This window comes from Paractinoplanes ferrugineus (genome assembly GCF_016862195.1).
Taxonomy (GTDB): Bacteria; Actinomycetota; Actinomycetes; order Mycobacteriales; family Micromonosporaceae; genus Actinoplanes; species Actinoplanes ferrugineus.
In genome coordinates this window covers 1-17,691 of the sequence record NZ_BOMM01000052.1, presented here as the reverse complement: position 1 = coordinate 17,691, position 17,691 = coordinate 1, and the positions used below count along the sequence as shown (strand labels likewise).

General features: G+C 73.2%; 15 protein-coding genes and 1 pseudogene. 2 read left to right on the top strand and 14 right to left on the bottom strand.

The features are described from left to right. Positions 1-26: 26 nt before the first annotated feature. The 11 genes from Afe05nite_RS29510 to Afe05nite_RS44100 form a co-directional block, all read right to left on the bottom strand. On the bottom strand, positions 27-2,246 hold the full coding sequence (locus Afe05nite_RS29510; RefSeq protein WP_438869097.1) for a hypothetical protein: 2,220 nt from the start codon (positions 2,244-2,246) through the stop codon (positions 27-29). Further along, entirely contained in the window at positions 2,243-3,352 is a 1,110-nt protein-coding gene (locus Afe05nite_RS29505) for a glycosyltransferase family 4 protein (protein ID WP_203820512.1), read from the bottom strand. The genes Afe05nite_RS29510 and Afe05nite_RS29505 overlap by 4 nt, the downstream gene beginning before the upstream one ends. Beyond that, the gene (gene murJ, locus Afe05nite_RS29500) at positions 3,349-5,043 is read right to left on the bottom strand and encodes a murein biosynthesis integral membrane protein MurJ (RefSeq protein ID WP_203820511.1); all 1,695 of its coding nucleotides are present in this window, start codon (positions 5,041-5,043) and stop codon (positions 3,349-3,351) included. Before murJ ends, Afe05nite_RS29505 begins: the two co-directional genes overlap by 4 nt. Then, a complete protein-coding gene (locus tag Afe05nite_RS29495) occupies positions 5,040-5,876 on the bottom strand; it encodes a hypothetical protein (RefSeq protein ID WP_203820510.1) in 837 nt (278 codons plus the stop codon). Before Afe05nite_RS29495 ends, murJ begins: the two co-directional genes overlap by 4 nt. A 25-nt stretch (positions 5,877-5,901) precedes the next feature. Further along, on the bottom strand, positions 5,902-6,837 hold the full coding sequence (locus Afe05nite_RS29490) for a copper transporter (protein ID WP_203820509.1): 936 nt from the start codon (positions 6,835-6,837) through the stop codon (positions 5,902-5,904). A 17-nt stretch (positions 6,838-6,854) separates the two neighbouring features. After that, positions 6,855-8,033 carry a putative cytokinetic ring protein SteA gene (gene steA, locus Afe05nite_RS29485; protein WP_203820508.1) on the bottom strand — a complete coding sequence of 393 codons (1,179 nt, stop codon included), beginning with the start codon at positions 8,031-8,033 and terminating at the stop codon, positions 6,855-6,857. Positions 8,034-8,141: 108 nt separating this feature from the next. Continuing rightward, the gene (gene recN, locus Afe05nite_RS29480; protein WP_203820507.1) at positions 8,142-9,899 is read right to left on the bottom strand and encodes a DNA repair protein RecN; all 1,758 of its coding nucleotides are present in this window, start codon (positions 9,897-9,899) and stop codon (positions 8,142-8,144) included. Between the two features lie 97 nt (positions 9,900-9,996). Beyond that, positions 9,997-10,884 carry an NAD kinase gene (locus Afe05nite_RS29475; protein WP_203820506.1) on the bottom strand — a complete coding sequence of 296 codons (888 nt, stop codon included), beginning with the start codon at positions 10,882-10,884 and terminating at the stop codon, positions 9,997-9,999. Then, on the bottom strand, positions 10,881-11,738 hold the full coding sequence (locus Afe05nite_RS29470) for a TlyA family RNA methyltransferase (RefSeq protein ID WP_203820505.1): 858 nt from the start codon (positions 11,736-11,738) through the stop codon (positions 10,881-10,883). Before Afe05nite_RS29470 ends, Afe05nite_RS29475 begins: the two co-directional genes overlap by 4 nt. Then, on the bottom strand, positions 11,738-12,022 hold the full coding sequence (locus Afe05nite_RS44105; protein WP_239118282.1) for a hypothetical protein: 285 nt from the start codon (positions 12,020-12,022) through the stop codon (positions 11,738-11,740). The genes Afe05nite_RS29470 and Afe05nite_RS44105 overlap by 1 nt, the downstream gene beginning before the upstream one ends. 4 nt (positions 12,023-12,026) lie before the next feature. After that, positions 12,027-12,893 carry a phasin family protein gene (locus tag Afe05nite_RS44100; protein WP_239118281.1) on the bottom strand — a complete coding sequence of 289 codons (867 nt, stop codon included), beginning with the start codon at positions 12,891-12,893 and terminating at the stop codon, positions 12,027-12,029. A gap of 116 nt (positions 12,894-13,009) precedes the next feature. Here Afe05nite_RS44100 and Afe05nite_RS29455 point away from each other — a divergent pair, with 116 nt between their 5' ends. Beyond that, the gene (locus Afe05nite_RS29455) at positions 13,010-13,345 is read left to right on the top strand and encodes an SCP2 sterol-binding domain-containing protein (protein WP_203820504.1); all 336 of its coding nucleotides are present in this window, start codon (positions 13,010-13,012) and stop codon (positions 13,343-13,345) included. Here the strand turns inward: Afe05nite_RS29455 and Afe05nite_RS29450 are convergent. The 3 genes from Afe05nite_RS29450 to Afe05nite_RS29440 are packed head-to-tail and all read right to left on the bottom strand — an operon-like array spanning position 13,342 to position 16,667. Further along, positions 13,342-14,622: a methyl-accepting chemotaxis protein gene (locus Afe05nite_RS29450; protein WP_203820503.1), complete on the bottom strand. Its 1,281-nt coding sequence runs from the start codon at positions 14,620-14,622 to the stop codon at positions 13,342-13,344. The two genes, Afe05nite_RS29455 and Afe05nite_RS29450, sit on opposite strands and share 4 nt — an antisense overlap. 51 nt (positions 14,623-14,673) lie before the next feature. Then, positions 14,674-15,708, bottom strand: a complete 1,035-nt coding sequence (locus tag Afe05nite_RS29445; protein WP_203820502.1) for an HAD-IIA family hydrolase — start codon at positions 15,706-15,708, stop codon at positions 14,674-14,676. Then, positions 15,705-16,667: a Replicase polyprotein 1ab gene (locus Afe05nite_RS29440; RefSeq protein ID WP_203820688.1), complete on the bottom strand. Its 963-nt coding sequence runs from the start codon at positions 16,665-16,667 to the stop codon at positions 15,705-15,707. The genes Afe05nite_RS29445 and Afe05nite_RS29440 overlap by 4 nt, the downstream gene beginning before the upstream one ends. 3 nt (positions 16,668-16,670) lie before the next feature. On the opposite strand from Afe05nite_RS29440, the pseudogene Afe05nite_RS29435 reads away from it, so the two are divergent. Then, positions 16,671-17,691: pseudogene (locus Afe05nite_RS29435) on the top strand (hypothetical protein); the annotation flags it as partial.

The following is a 17,691-nucleotide window of genomic DNA, read 5'->3' as shown; positions in this document are numbered from 1 at the left end:
GACGTTCGGGCTGGTCGCGACGCGTGTCAGCGAGCTGCTAGGTGATCTTCGCCGGATTTGCGTAAGGCCGGGCCGCCCGGGCCGTCGCTCTGCCCCTCGGGCCGGGTGCGGTCGGCGGCGTGCAGCAGGACCCGCAGCGCGGTCAGCACCGCGGCGGGCACCCCGAACGCGGCCGCGGCGCCGGCCACGGTCAGCGCGGACCCGCCGAGGACGCCGGCGATCACGGTGGCCACGGTGGTGCCGGCCATCGCCGCACGGACCGCCGGATGCAGGCCGAAGAGCCGCTGAAGGCCACCCCACGGCGAGAAATGACAGAAGGCCAGCATGAGTACGCCGATCAGGGCCAGCACCGTCAGCGGGCTTTCCAGCAGGGTCTCGCCGTTGGCCGCGGCGGCCCGCGACATGGCCGGTCCACCGCTGCCGTTGCCGAGCTCGGTCAGGAACCGCCCGAGGCTGCCCTGCTCGAGTTCGGGGCGGCGCAGGTCGACCACGGCGAACCCGATCGTGACGGCGAGCCCGGCGACGGCCGCCCACGCGAACCGCTGGAAGGTCAGCCAGCCGCCGGTGCTGATCGCGGCGGCCACGCACACCCCGGCGGTGACCGCGATCGCCCCGACCGCGTCGGCGCCGAGGTAGGGGCTGCCCACCATGACGACGCCGATGCCGCCGAGCAGCACCACGATGACCGGCCGCCACGGCTTGGCGACCCACTGCGCGAGCGACCCGGCGAGCAGCAGCAACCCGGCCACGAAGACACCGAGGCCGACGCCGCCGACGCCGGCGTACTGGGCGCCGGTGGTGGCCGAGTACCCGGCGACCCCGTTGAGCTGCAGCTGGGCGCCGGTGAGCAGGTCGAGGCCGATGACCACGGCACCGATCGCGGAGACCGTGCCCAGCGGCCACAGGGTGCGCCGGTAGCGCGGGACGACGCGGACCAGAATGGTTCCGAGAATGATCAGCGAGCCGGTCACCAGCCCGAAGATCCAGGCCGGATGATCACCGCGCCACCACGGCGAGGCGTCGGCGAGCAGCGCGGCCGGGATGGCCAGGGCGGCGGCGATCAGGGCGAGTTCGAGCGCACCCACCAGCCGGTTGCCCGGCAGGGCCGGCCCCTTCGGGCCGCTGTGCCGGCGGGCCCGCACCATCACCGGCACCAGCGCGGCGTAGAGCAGGAACTGGACGATGGCGACGACGGTGAAGAAGATCACGGCGACCCCCCGCTGAGCGGTGGCCCGCCGGTCGGCGTTGTGGTCGCCCTGCACGGCGCCGGCCACGCTTGCCGGCTTTCCGGGTACGACGTTGGCGGCGCGCCCGGCGAACAGCTTGTCCGGCTGCGACCTGCCGAGCGCGGTCAACACCGTCGGGGCCAGGTCGATCAGCTGCAGGTAGCCGTCCCGGCCGGTGCCGGCGGAGGTGAGCCAGCCGCCGTCCCAGCCCGGCCCCTCGGCGATCGCCACGTGCAGGCGCGAACCCTGGTCGGTGTCGGCGACCCCGGCCACCAGCAGCAGGGACCGCTCCGGGCGGGCGGCGAGGACCCGGGCGAGAACGTTGTCGGCCTTGGCCACGGCGGCGGCGCGGGCCGGCCCGGAACCGCTGATCGTGCCGAGGTCGACGAAGCTGAGGATGCAGTCGGAGAGCAGGACCCGCGGATCGGCGGGCAGCTCGGCCTGATACTGGTCGACCCGGCCGAACGGGCGGGCCGCCGCGATGGCCGCCCCACCGCCGACCGCGACCGTGCACCGCACCGACTCGGCGAGGGCGCCCGGCACCGCGCCGTACGGCAGCTTGTCCTGGTTGTCGCGGACGATGTTGCGCTGGTTGGTGATCGCGGCACCGATCTCGTCCGGCTCGGTCAGCTCCGGCGCCGGCGGCGTGCAGCGGTTGCCGCCGTTGCGGGGATAGGCGGCGTAGTTGCCGGCGCCGAGCGTCACCCACCCGTCCGACGGGCAGGTGGTGCGGCGCGCCGAGCGCACCGACAGCCAGCCGATCGAGCCTTTCGTCGCCTCCCGCCAGAGCGCCGGGGTGGTCCGCGGGTCGAGGTCGTCCCAGCGCAGCCCGGCGGCGCCGGCCACGATCACGTAGTCGACGGTCTGCTGCGGCGGGCCGGCGGCCGGCCGGAACGCCAGCCCGCCGAGGCTCGCCGCGGCGGCCAGCAGCACCAGGACGTACGGCACCCAGGTCGCGACCCGGCGGCCGGCGGGAAGACCGACCGGGCGTACCCGGCGGAGCCGGTCGAACGCGTTCACCCGTTCGCCGTCACTTCCGCGTACGCGGCCCGGACGTCGGCCACCGTGTCGGCCTCGCTGGGCCAGGCCGCGGCCCGGCGCAGCCCCCGCTCGCGGTAGTCGGCGCGCATCTCCGGGCTGGCCAGCATCTCGCGTCCGGCGTGGTCGAGCGCGTCCAGGTCGCCCGGCGGGATCAGCAGGGCCGCGTCGTCGACCAGGCCGGGCAGGCCGCCCACGGCGGTGGCGATCAGCGGTACGCCCGCGGTCAGCGCCTCCTGGGCGAACAGCTGCCGCGCCTCCCAGTCACTGGTCACCACCGCGAGGTCGGCCCCGGCCAGCAGGTCGGGCACGTCCTTGCGGTGCCCGAGCAGGTAGAACGGCGCGTGCCGCTCGGACGACCGCTGGGCCAGCGACATGTAGCTCGGCCCGGAGCCGGCCACCACCACGACCGGGGCCGGGTCGAGGTCACGCCACCCGGCGGCGGCGTCGATGAGCAGGTCGTACCGCTTCTGCGGGTGCAGCCGCCCGACCGTGAGGACCAGCGGGGTGTCCGGCTTGAGGCGGAACTCGGCCCGGACCGCGGCGCGGCTGCGTTTGGCCGGCTTGAGCGCGGGCGCGGCCACCGCGCTGAGCCGGGCGTGCCGGGCCCCGACCGTCCTGGCCCGCTCGACCAGGTCGTCGGAGGCGCCGAGGGTGAGCGTGGCGGTACGCGCGACGATCCGCTCGACCAGCGCCGAGGCCTGCCCCCGCAGTCCCTTGGCGAGGATCGCGTTGTGCCAGGTGACGATCAGCGGGACCCCGGGGCGGGCCAGCCCGGCGACGAACCCGGCCCGCAGCCCGTGCGCGTGCACCACGTCGACGGGCCGGCCGGCGAGGGCGAGTTTGAGCTGCCGCACCGCGGCGGCGTCGGAGGCGCCGGGGTTGGCCGGGATCTCGACCGGGACGAACGTGGCCCCACCCGTGGTGAAGCCGAACAGCTCGTCGGTGGCGGCCGGTCCGCAGACCAGCACCGCACAGCCGGCCGCCCGCAGGCCGCGAGCGAGCGACGCGACGTGCTGCCCGATCCCGCCGGTGCTGGACGCCAGCACCAACGCCACCGAGCCACGCCACCCGTCGTCCTCGATCACGCTTTCCCCTCTCTCGCCACGTCATCCGCGGCCCCGGAAGCCGCACCGTCAGCGGCCCCGGAAGCCGCACCATGCTCGGCGCCGGAAGCCGCATCGTCAGCGGCGCCGGTAGCCGCACCGCGGCGCCCGCGAAGGCGGCGGAGCCGGCCGACCAGCGGCGCCACATCCGACCGCGCGGCCGGGTAGACCACACCGGCGAACACCGCCAGGACCGTCAGCCCGCCGAGCACGCCCTGCACCACGCTGCCGCCCGCGGTGGGGTGAGCGCCCACCAGGTGCCCGATTCCGGCCACCACGGCCCACCCGGCGAGGGCCGCCACGCCGGCGGCAACGATACCGACGACGGTCGCCCGGCTCAGCCCGGCCAGGGCCGCCGCGCCCGCGTGCCGGCGGACCGCGAGCACCAGCAGGATCCCGATCACCGTCATCGCGACCGCGTTGGCCAGGCCCAGCGTGAGCACCTGGCGCCGCTCCCCGACGCCGGCCAGGGCCAGCGCGGTCGCCGCGCCGACGATCCAGCCCGCCGCGGTGCACGCGGCGGCGGAGGCGGTGGCCCCGCGAGCGTAGAGGGCGCGGGACAGCAGTGCAAAAAGGGCATATCCAAAGAGTCCCGGCGCGAAGCCGACGATGCCCGCGGCGGCCGCCTCGGCATTGATCAGATAGGCGGCCGGGCCGGCCAGCGCGACCAGGGCGGCCACGCCCAGGCCCGCGGCGAGGATCACGGTGCGGGCCGCCGACGACAGCGACGCGCGGTAGGCGTCTTCGTCGCCGCGACCGGCCGCCGCCGACAGCGTCGGGTAGACGGCGGTCGCGAGCGGCACCGCGAGGATCGCCCAGGGCAGCAGGAACACCGTCTGCGCGGCGTTGTAGAGGGTCAGGCCGCGGTCGGCGGTCAGGGCGATCACCACGACGACGATCAGCTGCTGCGAGCCGACGGTGACGGCGCCGGCCCAGCCGAGCCGGACCGCCTGCCGCCCCTCGGCACCGGGGAAGCGCACCGCCGGACGCAGCCGCAGGTGCAGCCTGCGCAGCGGGACGAGCAGGCACAGGGCGAGCACGACCACGCCGAGGGTGGTGCCGATCGACAGGGTCAGCTCGCCGGTGCCGGTCAGGCCGCCGAAGTCGGTCTGCGCACCGTCGACCACCGCGTAGCTGAGGTACGCGGTCATCACGGTGACGCTCGACAGCAGCGGCGCGATCACCGGCCAGGCGAATCGGTGGTGGGCCTGCAGGACGCCGGTGAGCACGATCCCGATGCCGTAGAGCGGCAGCTGCGGGGCGAACACGCGCAGCATGCTCGCGGCGGTCGCCTGGTGATCGGCCGGCACGTGCGGCAGCAGCCCGGCGATCGGCCCGGCCAGCAGCGCCACCAGCACCGCGAGCGGCACCATCAGCAGCAGGACCCAGGTGAGCAGGGCCGACGCGACCGCGTCGACCCGCTCCCGGTCACCGGCCGCGACGTGCGAGGCGAGCAGCGGCACGACCAGACTGGCCAGGGCACCGCCGGCGACGAGTTCGAAGACGATGTTCGGGATCGTGTTGGCGGCGTTGTAGATGTCGGCCAGCCGGCCGTTGCCCACGGTGTGCAGGAAGACGAAGGTGCGGCCGAAACCGGCGAGCCGGGCCAGCACCGTCAGACCGGTGATCAGCACCGCCGCGCCGGCGATGCGGGTCGTGGAGCTGGTGGTCACGCGGTCGGCCGGCGGCCCAGTTCGTCGAGGCGGCGCAGCCAGGGCGTGTCCTCGATGACCCGGGTGAAGCTGACCCTCTCGCTGGCCGCGGTCAGCGCCGCGATCCCGGCCAGGGCAACGAGCCGGCCGCCCACCCCGGTGCGGCTGACCAGGGCGACCCCCAGCAGCGCGCCGAGCGCGTTGGCCCCCGAGTCGCCGAGCATGATCTCCTCGCCGAGGTCGTCGGGCAGCAACGCGGCCGCCGCGCCGAGGGTGCCGGCCGCCACTCCCCCGCCCCGGCCCAGGGCCAGCGGCGCGGCCACCGCGGCGCCGGCCTTGATGGCTCGGCCGGGTCGCAGGTCGAACAGGTTGACGACGTTCGCCAGCCCGGCGATCACCCCGGCGCCGAGCAGCACGTCGGTGACCCGCCCGAGCGGGCCGGTGCGGCGGCTGCCGACAAGCGCCGAGGCGGCCAGCCCGGCCGCGCCGACCCCGGCGATCTTGACGAGGCCGCTGGTGACCTGCCCCTCGCGCAGCGCGCCGAGGTGACCGGCGAAGCCCTTCACCGCTTTCTGCGCCGGCTGGTTGCCCACGATGTCGTCGTAGAGCCCGACCGCGCCGGAGACGACACCGGCGGTCACCGCGGCGGCCGAGACGCGGACGCCGGGCGCGCCGAGCGCGGCGCCGACGGAGGCGCCCAGCGCGAGCGCGGGACCGCCGGCCAGCGTGACCGTGCGGCCGTGGAAGTTGGTGCGCCGCAGCGCGGCCGCTTTCGGGTCGCGGCGGATCCAGGCGAGCGCGCCGCGGGCGACGGACGCACCGACGCCGAACGACCGGAGGACTCCTGTGGCCATGGCTGCAGAGTCTAAAGACCGGCGGTCAGCTCTCGCCCTTCGGCACCAGCGACGAGGCGCCGGCGGCCAGACCGTACTGGCCGGTCTTGCCCTGCACCAGCCGCTCGGAGGTGACGATCGCGGTCGCGACCTGGCCCTGCACGGTGCTCGCGTTGTCCACCGTGGAGATCTCCTTGACCAGCTTCGGGTCGCCCCGCACGGCCGAGATCAGGTTGCCGTCGCCGACACTGGCACCCGCCACGACCAGCGGCTTGACCTTGCTGAACTGGTTGGCCATGGTCGCCATCGACTGGCTCTTCTTGGCCGCGTCCTTGTCGGTGTAGGGCTCGCCGCTGACGATCACGGCACCTTCGGCGCCGCCGAGCGCGGTCTTGTCGGCCGCGATATAGCTTCCCTTGGTGTACGCGGTGAGCAGCGCCGTCACGTCGTTGGCGGCCGGCTGGATGCCGGTGGCGTGCTGCAGCAGGGCCGACGCGAGCTGCGCACTGGCGGTCTCGACGGCGTCGCTGTTGAGCGGCAACCCCTCGCCGCTGATCGTCGGCTGCGACGACTGGCCGGCCAGGTCGAGCAGTTCGATGTTCGAGCTGGGGTCGAAGAACTTGTCCTGCACCGTGACCTTGGCGGTGACCGTGGCGCCGGCGATCTTCAGCATCCCGATGACGCCGTCGGCGTAGTCGTTCGTGCCGGGCAGCGCGATCACCACGAGCTTGCGGTTGGCGAGCTTGCCGGCCAGGTAGAACGGCGCGATCTCGGTGGCGAAGTCCTGGTTCTTGTTGATCTCGTCGCGGTACTGGTTGATCTGGTCGCGCTTGTTGCCCAGGTCCTTGTTGAGCGCGGAGATCTGGTTCTTCAGGTTGTCGGCCACCGGCCCGTTGAGGGCGGTGGTGCCGACGACCAGACCCAGCGCCAGGGCGAGGAAGACGGCGGTGAGCGACACCACGTGGTACCGAAAGTTGATCACGACAAGCCTCGGAGCTTCTAGAAGAGGTGTCCCAGCTGGAAAACCAGATTGTCCCACCACTCGGAGACCACGGTCAGGTACGCCTTGCCGACCGTGGAGACAGCGACGGCCGAGGCCATCGCCGCGATCGCCGAGAGCACCAGGAGCAGCAGCGCCGAGCCGGAGATGTTCTGCCGGTAGAGCCGGCTCACGCCCTTGGCGTCGACGAGCTTGCCGCCGACCTTGAGCCGGGTGAGGAAGGTGGAGGCCATGCCGCCGCGGCCCTTGTCGAGGAACTCCACCAGGTTGGCGTGGGTGCCGACGGCGACGATCAGGGTGGCCCCCTTCTCGTCGGCGAGCAGCATCGCGAGGTCTTCGCTGGTGGCGGCGGCCGGGAAGGTGAGCGCGGCGACGTCGAGCTTGTGCACCCGCTCGAGGCCGGGGGCCCGTCCGTCGGGGTAGGCGTGCACGACCACCTCGGCACCGCAGCGCAGCACGTCGTCGGTGACCGAGTCCATGTCCCCGATGATCATGTCGGGCGTGTAGCCGTTCTCGACGAGCGCGTCCGCGCCGCCGTCGACCCCGATCAGCACCGGCTTGTATTCGTGGATGTACGGCCGCAGGACGTCCAGGTCGTCCTTGTAGTCGTAGCCACGCACCACGATCAGCACGTGCCGACCGGCGATCTTGGTCTGCACGTCGGGCACACCGACGCCGTCGAGGAGCAGGTCACGCTCCTGCTTGAGGTAATCCATGGTGTTCGCGGCGAACGCCTCGAGCTGCACCGACAGACCCTCGCGGGCGTCGGCCATCGAGCCCGCCACGGTGTCGGCGTCCTGCCGCACCCCGGAGGCCACCGGTTCACCCGCGAGCAGGACGGTGTCGCCCTCGACGGTGACCAGGTCGCCCTCGTGGAGGCGCTCGAAGACCTCCTCGCCGAGGTCGTCGACGAGCAGGACGCCGTTCTTGATCAGGACCTCGGGGCCGAGATTGGGATAACGGCCGGAGATCGACGGCTTGGCGTTGAGCACCACCGCCACCCCCGCCGCGACCAGGGCGTCGGCCGCGACCCGGTCGATGTCGACGTGATCGATAACGGCGATGTCGCCGGGGCGCAACCGCCCGGTCAGCCGTTTGGTGCGCCGGTCGAGGCGGGCGGTGCCGGTGATCGCCTCAGGGTCGAGGCTCCGGGCACGTCGAAGGGTGGGAAGTCGCATCCTGGTCATCCTGACACGACGAAACACCCGTCTCGTACGCGACATGCGCAGCCTCACCCACAAAAATGGGGCAAAACGCCCCGCCAGTCCCCCGTGCTGACCCGGTGATCAGCCCCGCTTCTCCCGGCCGGCGACGGCCAGCAGCTCCTCGGCGTGCGCGATGCCCAGGTCGGAATCGGGCAGGCCGGCCAGCATGCGGGACAGCTCGCGAGCGCGTTCGGTTTCCTCGACGATACGCACCCCGCTGGTGGTGATGGCACCGCCGGTGTCCTTGGCGACCACCAGGTGCCGATCGGCGAACGCGGCCACCTGCGGCAGGTGGGTGACGACGAGGACCTGGTGCTTGCGGGCCAGCCGGGCCAGCCGCTTGCCGATCTCGACCGCGGCGGTGCCGCCGACCCCGGAGTCGACCTCGTCGAAGACGAGCGTCTCGGGACCACCGGCGCCGGCGAAGACGACCTCGATGGCGAGCATGACCCGGGACAGCTCACCGCCCGACGCGCCCTTCTGCAGCGGCAGCGACGGGGCCCCGGGGTGGGCGAGCAGCCGCAGCTCCACCTCGTCGGCGCCGTCCGGACCGACCGGGAGCTCGGCGCCGTCGTGGGCGACGGTGGGCTCGTCCTTGCCGGGGGTGCGCGCGATGACCGCCACCTCGACCCGGGCGTGCGGCATGGCCAAGCCGGCCAGCTCGACGCTCACCGCCTCGGCGAAGCGGACGGCCGCCTCGGCCCGGGCCGTGGTCAGCCGGGCGGCGAACTCACCCACCTGGGCGGCGAGACGCTGCCGCTCCCGGTCCAGCTCGTCGAGCAGCTCGTCGGAGCTGTCCAGCACGGCCAGCCGATCCCGCGCGTTGGTGGCCCAGGCGATCACACCGTCGATGTCGTCGGCGTATTTGCGGGTCAGGCCGCGCAGGGCGGCCCGCCGCTCGTAGATCTGCTCGAGGCGGGCCGGGTCGGCGTCGAGCGACATCAGATAGGCCGACAGCTCCGACGACACGTCACCGATCAGGGTGGCCGCCTCCTCCAGCCGGGCGGCCAGATCGACCAGGGACTGGTCGACCGCGGCCTGCGCCTCCAGGGTGCGCCGGGCGGTGCCGAGCAGCTGGGTGGCGTCGGGGATGTCCTCGGTGCTCTCGGCGCCGCCGGCGAGGGCCTGAGCGGCGGTGGCGGCGGCGACGCGCAGCCCCTCGGCGTGCTCGAGGCGCTGCACCTCGGCGCGCAGCTCCTCCTCCTCGCCGGGCTGCGGGTCGACCCGGCTGATCTCGTCGAGGCCGAGCTTGAGCAGGTCGGCCTCCTGCGAGCGGGCGCGGGCGTTGCGGCGCCGGTCGGCCAGGTCCTCGACCACGGCGCGCCAGCGCGCGAACGCCTCGCGATAGGTCTCCAGGAGCTTCTCGTGCTCGGGTCCGGCGAACCGGTCGAGGGAGGCCCGCTGCTCGGCCGGGCGCAGCAGACGCAACTGGTCGGACTGGCCGTGCACGGCGAGCACCTGATCGCCCACCTCGGACAGCATCGCGACCGGCATGCTGCGGCCACCGACGTGCGCGCGGGACCGGCCCTCGATGGTGACGGTGCGGCTCAGCAGCACCGAGCCGTCGTCGTCGACCTCGGCGCCGGCCTCGGTGATCCGCTGGGTGATCGCGTCGGCGAGCGGGCCGCCCAGCCGCAGCCGGCCCTCGACCACGGCCCGGCCCGGGTCGGCACGCACCCGGCCGGCGTCGGCCCGGCCGCCGAACAGCAGCCCGAGGCCGGTCACGACCATGGTCTTGCCAGCACCGGTCTCACCGGTGATGACGTTCATGCCCGACGTGAGCTTCAGCGTCGTGTCGTCGATGACGCCGAGCCCGGTGATACGCAACTCCTCCAGCACGACGCAGACAGTATCGGGACCCACCGACAATTGCCCAGCGCGGTCGCCCCGGAACTGAACCGGTCCGCTGGTCCGAGCCCCTACGGAAAACTGCTGATCAACGTCGATTGCCTCGCCAGCCCTCGACCGGCAGGGCGAACTTGGCCACCAGAGTGTCAGTGAACGGTTTCGGAGCGAGACGAACGAGGCGTACCGGAAGCTGCCCGCGCTCCACCGTGACCTTCGCGCCCGGCGGCAGATCCCAGGTCCGGCGGCCGTCGCAGCACAGCACCGCGAACGACGTGTACGGGTCGACGGTCAGCACGAACGACGACGTCGGCGCGGTCACCAGCGGCTTGGAGAACAGGGCGTGCGCGCTGATCGGCACCAGCAGCAGCGCCTCCACCCCGGGCCAGACCACCGGACCGCCGGCCGAGAACGCGTACGCCGTCGAACCGGTCGGGGTCGCACACACGACACCGTCACAGCCGTAGCGGGCCAGCGGCCGGCCGTCCACGTCGACCAGCAGCTCGAGCATCTGCGCCCGCTGCCCCTTCTCGACGCTCACCTCGTTGAGCGCCCACGAGTCGGCGATGAGGCGTCCTTCGTATTCGGCCCGGACGTCGAGCGTGAGCCGCTCGTCCACCTTGTACGTCCCGCCGATGATCTCCTGCACGGCCTGGTCGATGTCGGTGACCTCGGCCTCGGCCAGGAAGCCGACGTGGCCCAGGTTGATGCCGAGCAGCGGCGCCTTCACCGGCCGGGCCAGCTCGGCGGCCCGCAGGAACGTGCCGTCACCGCCCAGCGCCAGCACGATCTCGACACCCTCGGCCGCCGCGAGCCCGCTGACCGGCGTGACCTCCTCGGGCAGGTCGAGGTCGGCGACCTCCTCGGCGACCACCCGCACCTCGAAGCCCGCGGCGGTCAGGTCGCGGACCACGGTCTGCGCGTGCTGCATGCTCTGCCGCCGCCCGGTGTGAGTGACCAGCAAGGCCGAGCGCATCATTCAACCTCCATGGGGGCGGCCGGGGACGGCTCGCCAGAAACTACATCCCCCGATGGCCCGGCGGCGACCACTCGGTCGATCTCCGCACGATCGGCGGGCGGCGCGTCCCGGCGGAACCAGACGAAGAACTCGACGTTCCCGCTCGGACCCGGAAGCGGCGACGCGGTCACCCCGGCAACACCCAGGCCCAGCTCGGCGGCGGCCTGCGCGACATCGGCGACCGCCTCGGCCCGCAACTGCCAGTCGCGCACCACGCCACCGGCGCCCACGCGTTCCTTGCCCACTTCGAACTGCGGTTTCACCATCAGCGCGAGATCGCCGTCGGCGGCCGTGCACTCGGCGAGCGCGGGCAGCACGAGCCGCAGCGAGATGAAGGAGAGATCCGCCACAGTGAGGTCGACGGTCCCCTCGATGAGCGCCGGCGTCAGCGTCCGCACGTTCGTCCGTTCCAGGACCACGACCCGCTCGTCGGTACGGATCGGCCAGGCCAGTTGCCCGTAACCGACGTCCACCGCCACCACCTGGCGGGCGCCGGCCCGCAGCAGCACATCGGTGAACCCGCCGGTGGAGGCGCCCGCGTCCAGGCAGCGCCGCCCCTCGACGGCCAGCCCCCGCGGACCGAACGCGGCCAGCGCCCCGAACAGCTTGTGCCCGCCCCGCGACACGTACTCCGTCGCCGGGTCCGCGCCGGTGACCAGCACCGGGTCGGCCGGGTCGATCATGGCGGCCACCTTGCGGGCGACCGTTCCACGCACCTGCACCCGGCCCGCCTCGACCAGGGCGGCGGCCTGTTCCCGGGACCGGGCCAGCTTGCGACGCACCAGTTCGGCGTCGAGTCGTGCTCGGCGGGCCATCAACCCTCGATGCTCGACAGGGTTTCCTGGAACACCTGGTGCGCGGCCTCGTAGGCGGCGATCTGCTCACCCGGCGCCAACTGGGCCGCGTTGGCCAGCGACCGCAGCACGGCGTCCACCGCCGGATGCCCGGTCTCCTCGACGATCCGGCGCTCGGTGGGTGCGGTGCTCTCCGCGTACACCCGCGGGCTGTCGATCGGAGCCGCCGGCGGGGGTCCCGGCCGGAAACCACCGGGTGGTGGGCCGGGGCGCGGCCCCGGCTGCGGCGAGTGCGGGAAGGTCATGACCTCAGGCCTCCGGGGTTTCCGACGGGAAGGACGGGGCCGGCGGCATCTGCGGCGAGCTGAACGACGGCGGCGCCACCTTCTTCGCCGGCGCCTTGCGGGCGGCCGCCTTCTTCGCCGGTTCCGCCTTTCCGGCCGGGTCGAGCTTCTTGGCCGGATCCACCTTCTTGGCCGGGTCAAGCTTCTTGGCCGGCGCCTTCTTCGGGGCGGCCTTCCGCACCGGCGCGGCGTCGACCGTGGCCTGAGCGGGTGCCGGGTCGACCGGCGACACGACCACCGGCGGCAGCTCGACCGCCTCGGCCGCCTCCTTCACCGCGGCGACCGGCGAGGCACCGAGACCAGGGGCCTTCTTCACGGCCTTCTTGGCCACCGTCTTCTTGGCCGGCGGAACGTTGGTGGCCGGCGTCGCGGGCGTGGTCCCCGCGGACGGCATCGCGTTCGGGGTGGGCGGCGCCGCCTTGGCCACGGCCTTCTTCGCCACCTTGCGGGGCAGCGGCGCCGGACGCTCGATCCGGGTGCCGCCCTCGGTGGGCTCGTCGGCCCGCTCGGTGACGGTGGCCTTGGCCCCCGCCTCGGCCGCCCGCAGCTGCGTCTCCAGGTCACGCACCCGCTTGGTGAGCTCGTCGACCTCCTCGGCCGTGGCCAGACCGACGACGCCGAGCGCGCGGTCCACCTCGTACCGCACGATGTTGGTCAGGGCCTCCCGGTTGGCCATGCCCGCCGACACCAGGTCCTCCACCAGGCCCTGCAGCTGCCCCGCGGTGGCTCCGCCCCGGTTGACCAGGTCGCCCACCACCTTCTGGGCGCGCTTGCGAGGTGCTTCGGTCAGTCCGAGCGCCATTTCCAGGTACGCCCGCCATGCGTCCGGCATGTCCGCTCCTCCGTATCTCCCGTGTGCGACGTCGGGTGCCACGCTACCGGGCGGTTCGCGCACCTTCTGGGGTACGGTGCGGTACGGCGGACGGTGTCGCGAGGAAAGGTTGTCCGATGGCCACCGTGGACGATTGCCGGCAGGCGCTGTTCGACCTGGCCGCGCGGCTCGAACGCAATGCCGGCGCACGCGGCCGGCTCGACCTCGACCGCACCCTGGCGTGCCGGGTCACCGACCTGGAGACGGCCTTCCACGCCCGGCTCGACGGCGGTCTGCTCGTCGACATCGCCGACGGCGACGACCCCAAGGCCAAGATCGCGCTGATCGCCGCGAGCGACGACCTGATCGCCCTGATCGCCGGCCGGCTCGACGTGACCAAGGCGATCGCGTCCCGCCAGGTGTCGATCAAGGCCAACCCGTTCGACCTGCTGAAACTGCGGAAACTGCTCTAGGCCGAGGTGAGCCGGTCGAGGCCGGCCAGCACGTGATCGGCGGCCTGGGTGGCCTCGCCCAGCTGCTCGGTCACCTCGGTCAGCACCCGGGCCTGCTCCTCGACCGCCTGCGCGATCGTCATCTGCCCCTCATGGATCTCGCCCACCGACCGGGCCGTGGTCGCGAACGTCTGCGCCACGTCGTCGGTCTCGGCCACGATCGCGGTGATCACCTGGCTGACCCGCTCCACCGAGGTGGCGGTCTCCCGGGCCAGGTCCTTCACCTCACTGGCGACCACCGCGAAACCCTTGCCGATCTCACCGGCGCGGGCCGCCTCGATGGTGGCGTTGAGCGCGAGCAGGTTGGTCTGGTCGGCCAGCGACGCGATCAGCGCGTTGACGTCGGCGATCTCGGCGACCGACCGTTCCAGCGCACGCACCTTGTCGCCGGCCGAGGCGGCCGCGTCCATCCCGCTCGACGCGGTGCCGGCCGCCTGCCCGGAACGCTCCGCGATGTCACGCACCGAACCGGTCAGCTCGCCCAGCTTGCCGTCGACGGCGGCGACCGCCCGGATCGCGGCGTGCGCCTCGACGCTTATCAGGTGGACGTCCTCGGTGATCTTGCGGGCGGCCTCGGCGGTCTCCTCGGAGCGCCGCCGAAGATCGGCCTCGGCCTGCTCCCGGGCCGCCAGCTCGGACCGCTCGGTGGCCCGGCGCGCCCCCTCGGCATCCGCCGCGAGCTGCTCGTTCTCCCGCTCGGCCACCTCGGCGAAGTGCCAGAAGATCACGATACCGACGACCTCCAGGGTGGCCAGACCGGCATGCAACGCGACCTGCTCGAGCGCCGCCCCGGTCGACATGAGATGCATGCCGAAGACCCGCTCCGGGTTCATCAACCCGAGCACCCCGTGATGCACGAGCACGACCAGCACCGACGCGATCAGCGGCGACCACTGCTGGTAGAGCGCCACGAAGATGAGGATCGCGTACAGGTGGATGTGCGTCGACATGCTGCCGCCGGACAGCTCGATCGCCACGAACGTGCACCCGATCAGCCCGACGCTGGTAAGCGTCGACCGGGCTTTCATGGTCGGCAGCATCCGCTGACCGGCGGCGATCGCGGCGATGGCCAGCGGCAGCAGGACCGCCTCCGCGGTGGACCGCGGCCCGAGGACGCCGAGCAGCAGGAACGCGGGCACATGCAGCCAGAGCAGCCCGGTCACGATCCGGTGGCGAGCCTGCCACGACGCGTCGGACAGGCGTGCACCGCGCGGAAGATTGTCGAGGGCGGACGGCATACCCCGATCATCGGCTTTCACACCGACTCGGGCGGCAACTTCCGTTAAGCCCTAAAGGTCCCACTTTTTCAGCATATCGGTGGCTTCCGGCGAGGCGCCTTCGATCGCTTTGCCGGGTACGCCGTCCCACGCCGCCCCGCACAGCAGCAGCAACGCCGCCACCGGATCCCCCGCTCCCGACAGCCGCGTCCCGGCCAACCGCCAGCCCCCGGCTTCCACCGCTTGGCCGCCGGCCCCTTGACCGGGTGCCGCTTCGCCGCCGGCTTTCGTCGGCAGGCGGGCCTCGTCGGCCGGCCGGAACAAACCGCTCAGGTCGGCCGCCACGTAGGTGGGACGTCGCTCCGGCGGGGCCGCCAACAGGTCGGCCGGACCGCTCACCCCGGTGAGCACGAGCAGGCTGTCCATGCCGGCGCCGACCGCGCCCTGGATGTCGGTGTCCAGCCGGTCACCGACCACGAGTGGACGCTTCGCACCGGACAGCGCCGCCGCCGTGGTGAACAGCCCCGGTTCCGGCTTGCCCACCACCACGTCGGGATCCCGGTCCAGCGCCGTGCGGAGAACCGCCACCAGCGAACCGTTACCAGGCAGCGGACCGCGCGGACTCGGCAGCGTGCGGTCGGTGTTCGTGGCCACCCACACCGCGCCGGCGCGCACCGCGAGCGCCGCCTCGGCGAGGATCTTCCAACCGACCTCGGGCCCGTAGCCCTGAACCACCGCCACCGGCTCGTCCTCGGCGCCGGAGACGGGCGTCAGACCCGCCGCACGTACCTCGGCGACCAGCGCCTCGGCACCGACGACAAGCACCGGCGAACCGGCGGGAAATCGCTTGGCGAGCAGAGCCGCGGCGGCGCCGGCCGAGTTGAGAACCTCGGCCGGCGCCGCCGGAACACCCATGCCGTTGAGCAGGGCAGCGACCTCCGGCGCGCGACGGGATGCGTTATTTGTCGCGTACGCCACCGGAGTGCCCTCAGAACGCAGCCGGTCGACGGCCTCGGGCGCACCCGGGATCGGCCTGTCGATGAGAAAGATGACCCCGTCCAGGTCGAAAATGACCAGGTCGTAGCCGTCGACCAGCTCGCCGCTCACTCCTGCGGACGCTTCCCGGCCTCGGCGACGAACTCGTCACCCTCGACCTTCTCGCCGTCCGCCTTCACCGCATCCGCGCTCTTGACGGCATCCGCGCTCTTCACCACATCCGCGTCCTTCACGGCATCCGCGCTCTTCGTGGCGGGGACTTCGGCCTGCTCGTCCTCGTCGTCGTCGCCCTCCGGGGCGTCGTTCTCGAGGTCGTCCCTGAGCTCGTCGTCCGCGAGGTCATCGTCCTCGTCGAGGTCGTCCTCGTCGTCGTCGGCCGGCAGACCGGCGGCGCGATCGGTCGGCTCGTCATCGAGGTCGTCGTCCTCGTCGCCGGCCTCGGCCCGCGCCGGATCGGTGTTGACGTCGGTGTCGGCCGCCTCGGCCTCTTCCTCGTCCTCGTCGTCACCCTCGATGGTGATGCCGTCGAGTTCGAGGAGACGCTCGGTGGCGTTGGTGAGCTGCTCGTCGTCGACGGCGGCCGCCCGCGAGAACCACTCCCGGGCTTCCTCACGGCGGTCCGCCGCGAGCAGCGCATCGGCGTACGCGTACCGCAGCCGTGCCGCCCAGTCGGCGTCCTCGTCCGCGGTCAGCTCGCGCACCTGCAGCATCGCCACCGCGGCGTCGTGCTGACCGAGGTCGCCACGCGCACCGGCGGCCACGATGAGCAGTTCGATCGCGCCGTCCTTCTCGAGGGTCTCCATGTCGGCACCCCGGTAGAGGTCGATCGCCCGCTCCGGGCGGCCGAGCGCCCGCTCGCTGTCGGCGATCTCGGCCAGGTGCGTCTGACGTCCGGTCATGCGGTGATAGGTACGCAGTTCGGCGATCGCCGTCGTCCAGTCCCCGGCCGCGTAAGCCGCCAGGCCGACAGCCTCGCGCACGACCGCGATCCGCGACGCGATCCGCCGAGCCGCGATCGCGTGCTGCAGCGCCAGCTCGGAGTCCTCGTCGATGACCTGACCAGCTGCCACCAGGTGCCGCGCGACGGTGTCGGCGGCGTCCCGGGCCAGCGAGATCAGCTCGGCGCGTACTTCCTGGTCGAGGTCGGTCGCCACGACCTCCGCGGGAATCTCCGGCGCCTTGAACTGAGGCTGCAGCTCCTCGCCGCCGCCCTGCCCGTCACGCACGTCCTCCCGGTCCCGGTAGTTCCGGTCCTGGTCCCCCCGGAACCCGCCCCGGTCCTGGTAGCCACCCCGGTCGCCGCCACCCTGGTAGCCGCCACGGTCCCCGCCACCCTGGTAACCACCACGGTCGCCACCGCTCTGGTATCCCCCACGGTTGCCGCCACCCTGGTAACCACCACGGTCCCCGCCGCTGCGGAAGCCGCCGCGATCGCCGCCGCCCTGGTAACCGCCACGGTCACCCTGCGGCCGGTCGCCACCACGGAACCCACCGCGGTCACCCTGCGGCCGGTCACCCTGCGGCCGGTCCCCGCGGTATCCACCACGGTCGCCCTGGAAGCTGCTGCGCGGCCCAGTCTGGTCGCGGTCGCCGCGGTAACCACCACGGTCGCCCTGCGGCCGGTCGCCACCACTGCGGAAGCCGCCACGGTCGCCGCCACCCTGGTAACCGCCACGGTCGCCCTGCGGCCGGTCGCCACCGCTGCGGAAGCCGCCACGGTCACCCTGCGGCCGGTCGCCACCCCGGAAGCCGCCGCGGTCACCCTGCGGCCGGTCACCCTGCGGACGGTACCCGCCGCGGTCGCCCTGCGGCCGATCCCCACCACGGAAGCCACCGCGGTCGCCGCCACCCTGGAAGCCAGTACGGTCTCGGTCGCCACCGCGGAACCCACCGCGGTCGCCCTGCGGCCGGTCACCCTGCGGACGGAACCCGCCGCGGTCGCCCTGCGGCCGGTCGCCGCCCCGGAAACCACCGCGGTCGCCGCCACCCTGGTAACCACCACGGTCCCGGTCGCCACCGCGGAACCCACCGCGGTCACCGCCACCCTGGAACCCGGTGCGGTCACGATCTCCACCACGGAACCCGCCGCGGTCA

What these genes read in the sequence shown, in the direction of transcription:
- Afe05nite_RS29495 (WP_203820510.1), bottom strand. Translation starts at nt 5,876, where the DNA reads ATGGCCACAGGAGTCCTCCGGTCGTTCGGCGTCGGTGCGTCCGTCGCC.
- steA (WP_203820508.1), bottom strand. Translation starts at nt 8,033, where the DNA reads ATGCGACTTCCCACCCTTCGACGTGCCCGGAGCCTCGACCCTGAGGCG.
- Afe05nite_RS29475 (WP_203820506.1), bottom strand. Translation starts at nt 10,884, where the DNA reads ATGATGCGCTCGGCCTTGCTGGTCACTCACACCGGGCGGCGGCAGAGC.
- Afe05nite_RS29470 (WP_203820505.1), bottom strand. Translation starts at nt 11,738, where the DNA reads ATGGCCCGCCGAGCACGACTCGACGCCGAACTGGTGCGTCGCAAGCTG.
- Afe05nite_RS44105 (WP_239118282.1), bottom strand. Translation starts at nt 12,022, where the DNA reads ATGACCTTCCCGCACTCGCCGCAGCCGGGGCCGCGCCCCGGCCCACCA.
- Afe05nite_RS44100 (WP_239118281.1), bottom strand. Translation starts at nt 12,893, where the DNA reads ATGCCGGACGCATGGCGGGCGTACCTGGAAATGGCGCTCGGACTGACC.
- Afe05nite_RS29455 (WP_203820504.1), top strand. Translation starts at nt 13,010, where the DNA reads ATGGCCACCGTGGACGATTGCCGGCAGGCGCTGTTCGACCTGGCCGCG.
- Afe05nite_RS29450 (WP_203820503.1), bottom strand. Translation starts at nt 14,622, where the DNA reads ATGCCGTCCGCCCTCGACAATCTTCCGCGCGGTGCACGCCTGTCCGAC.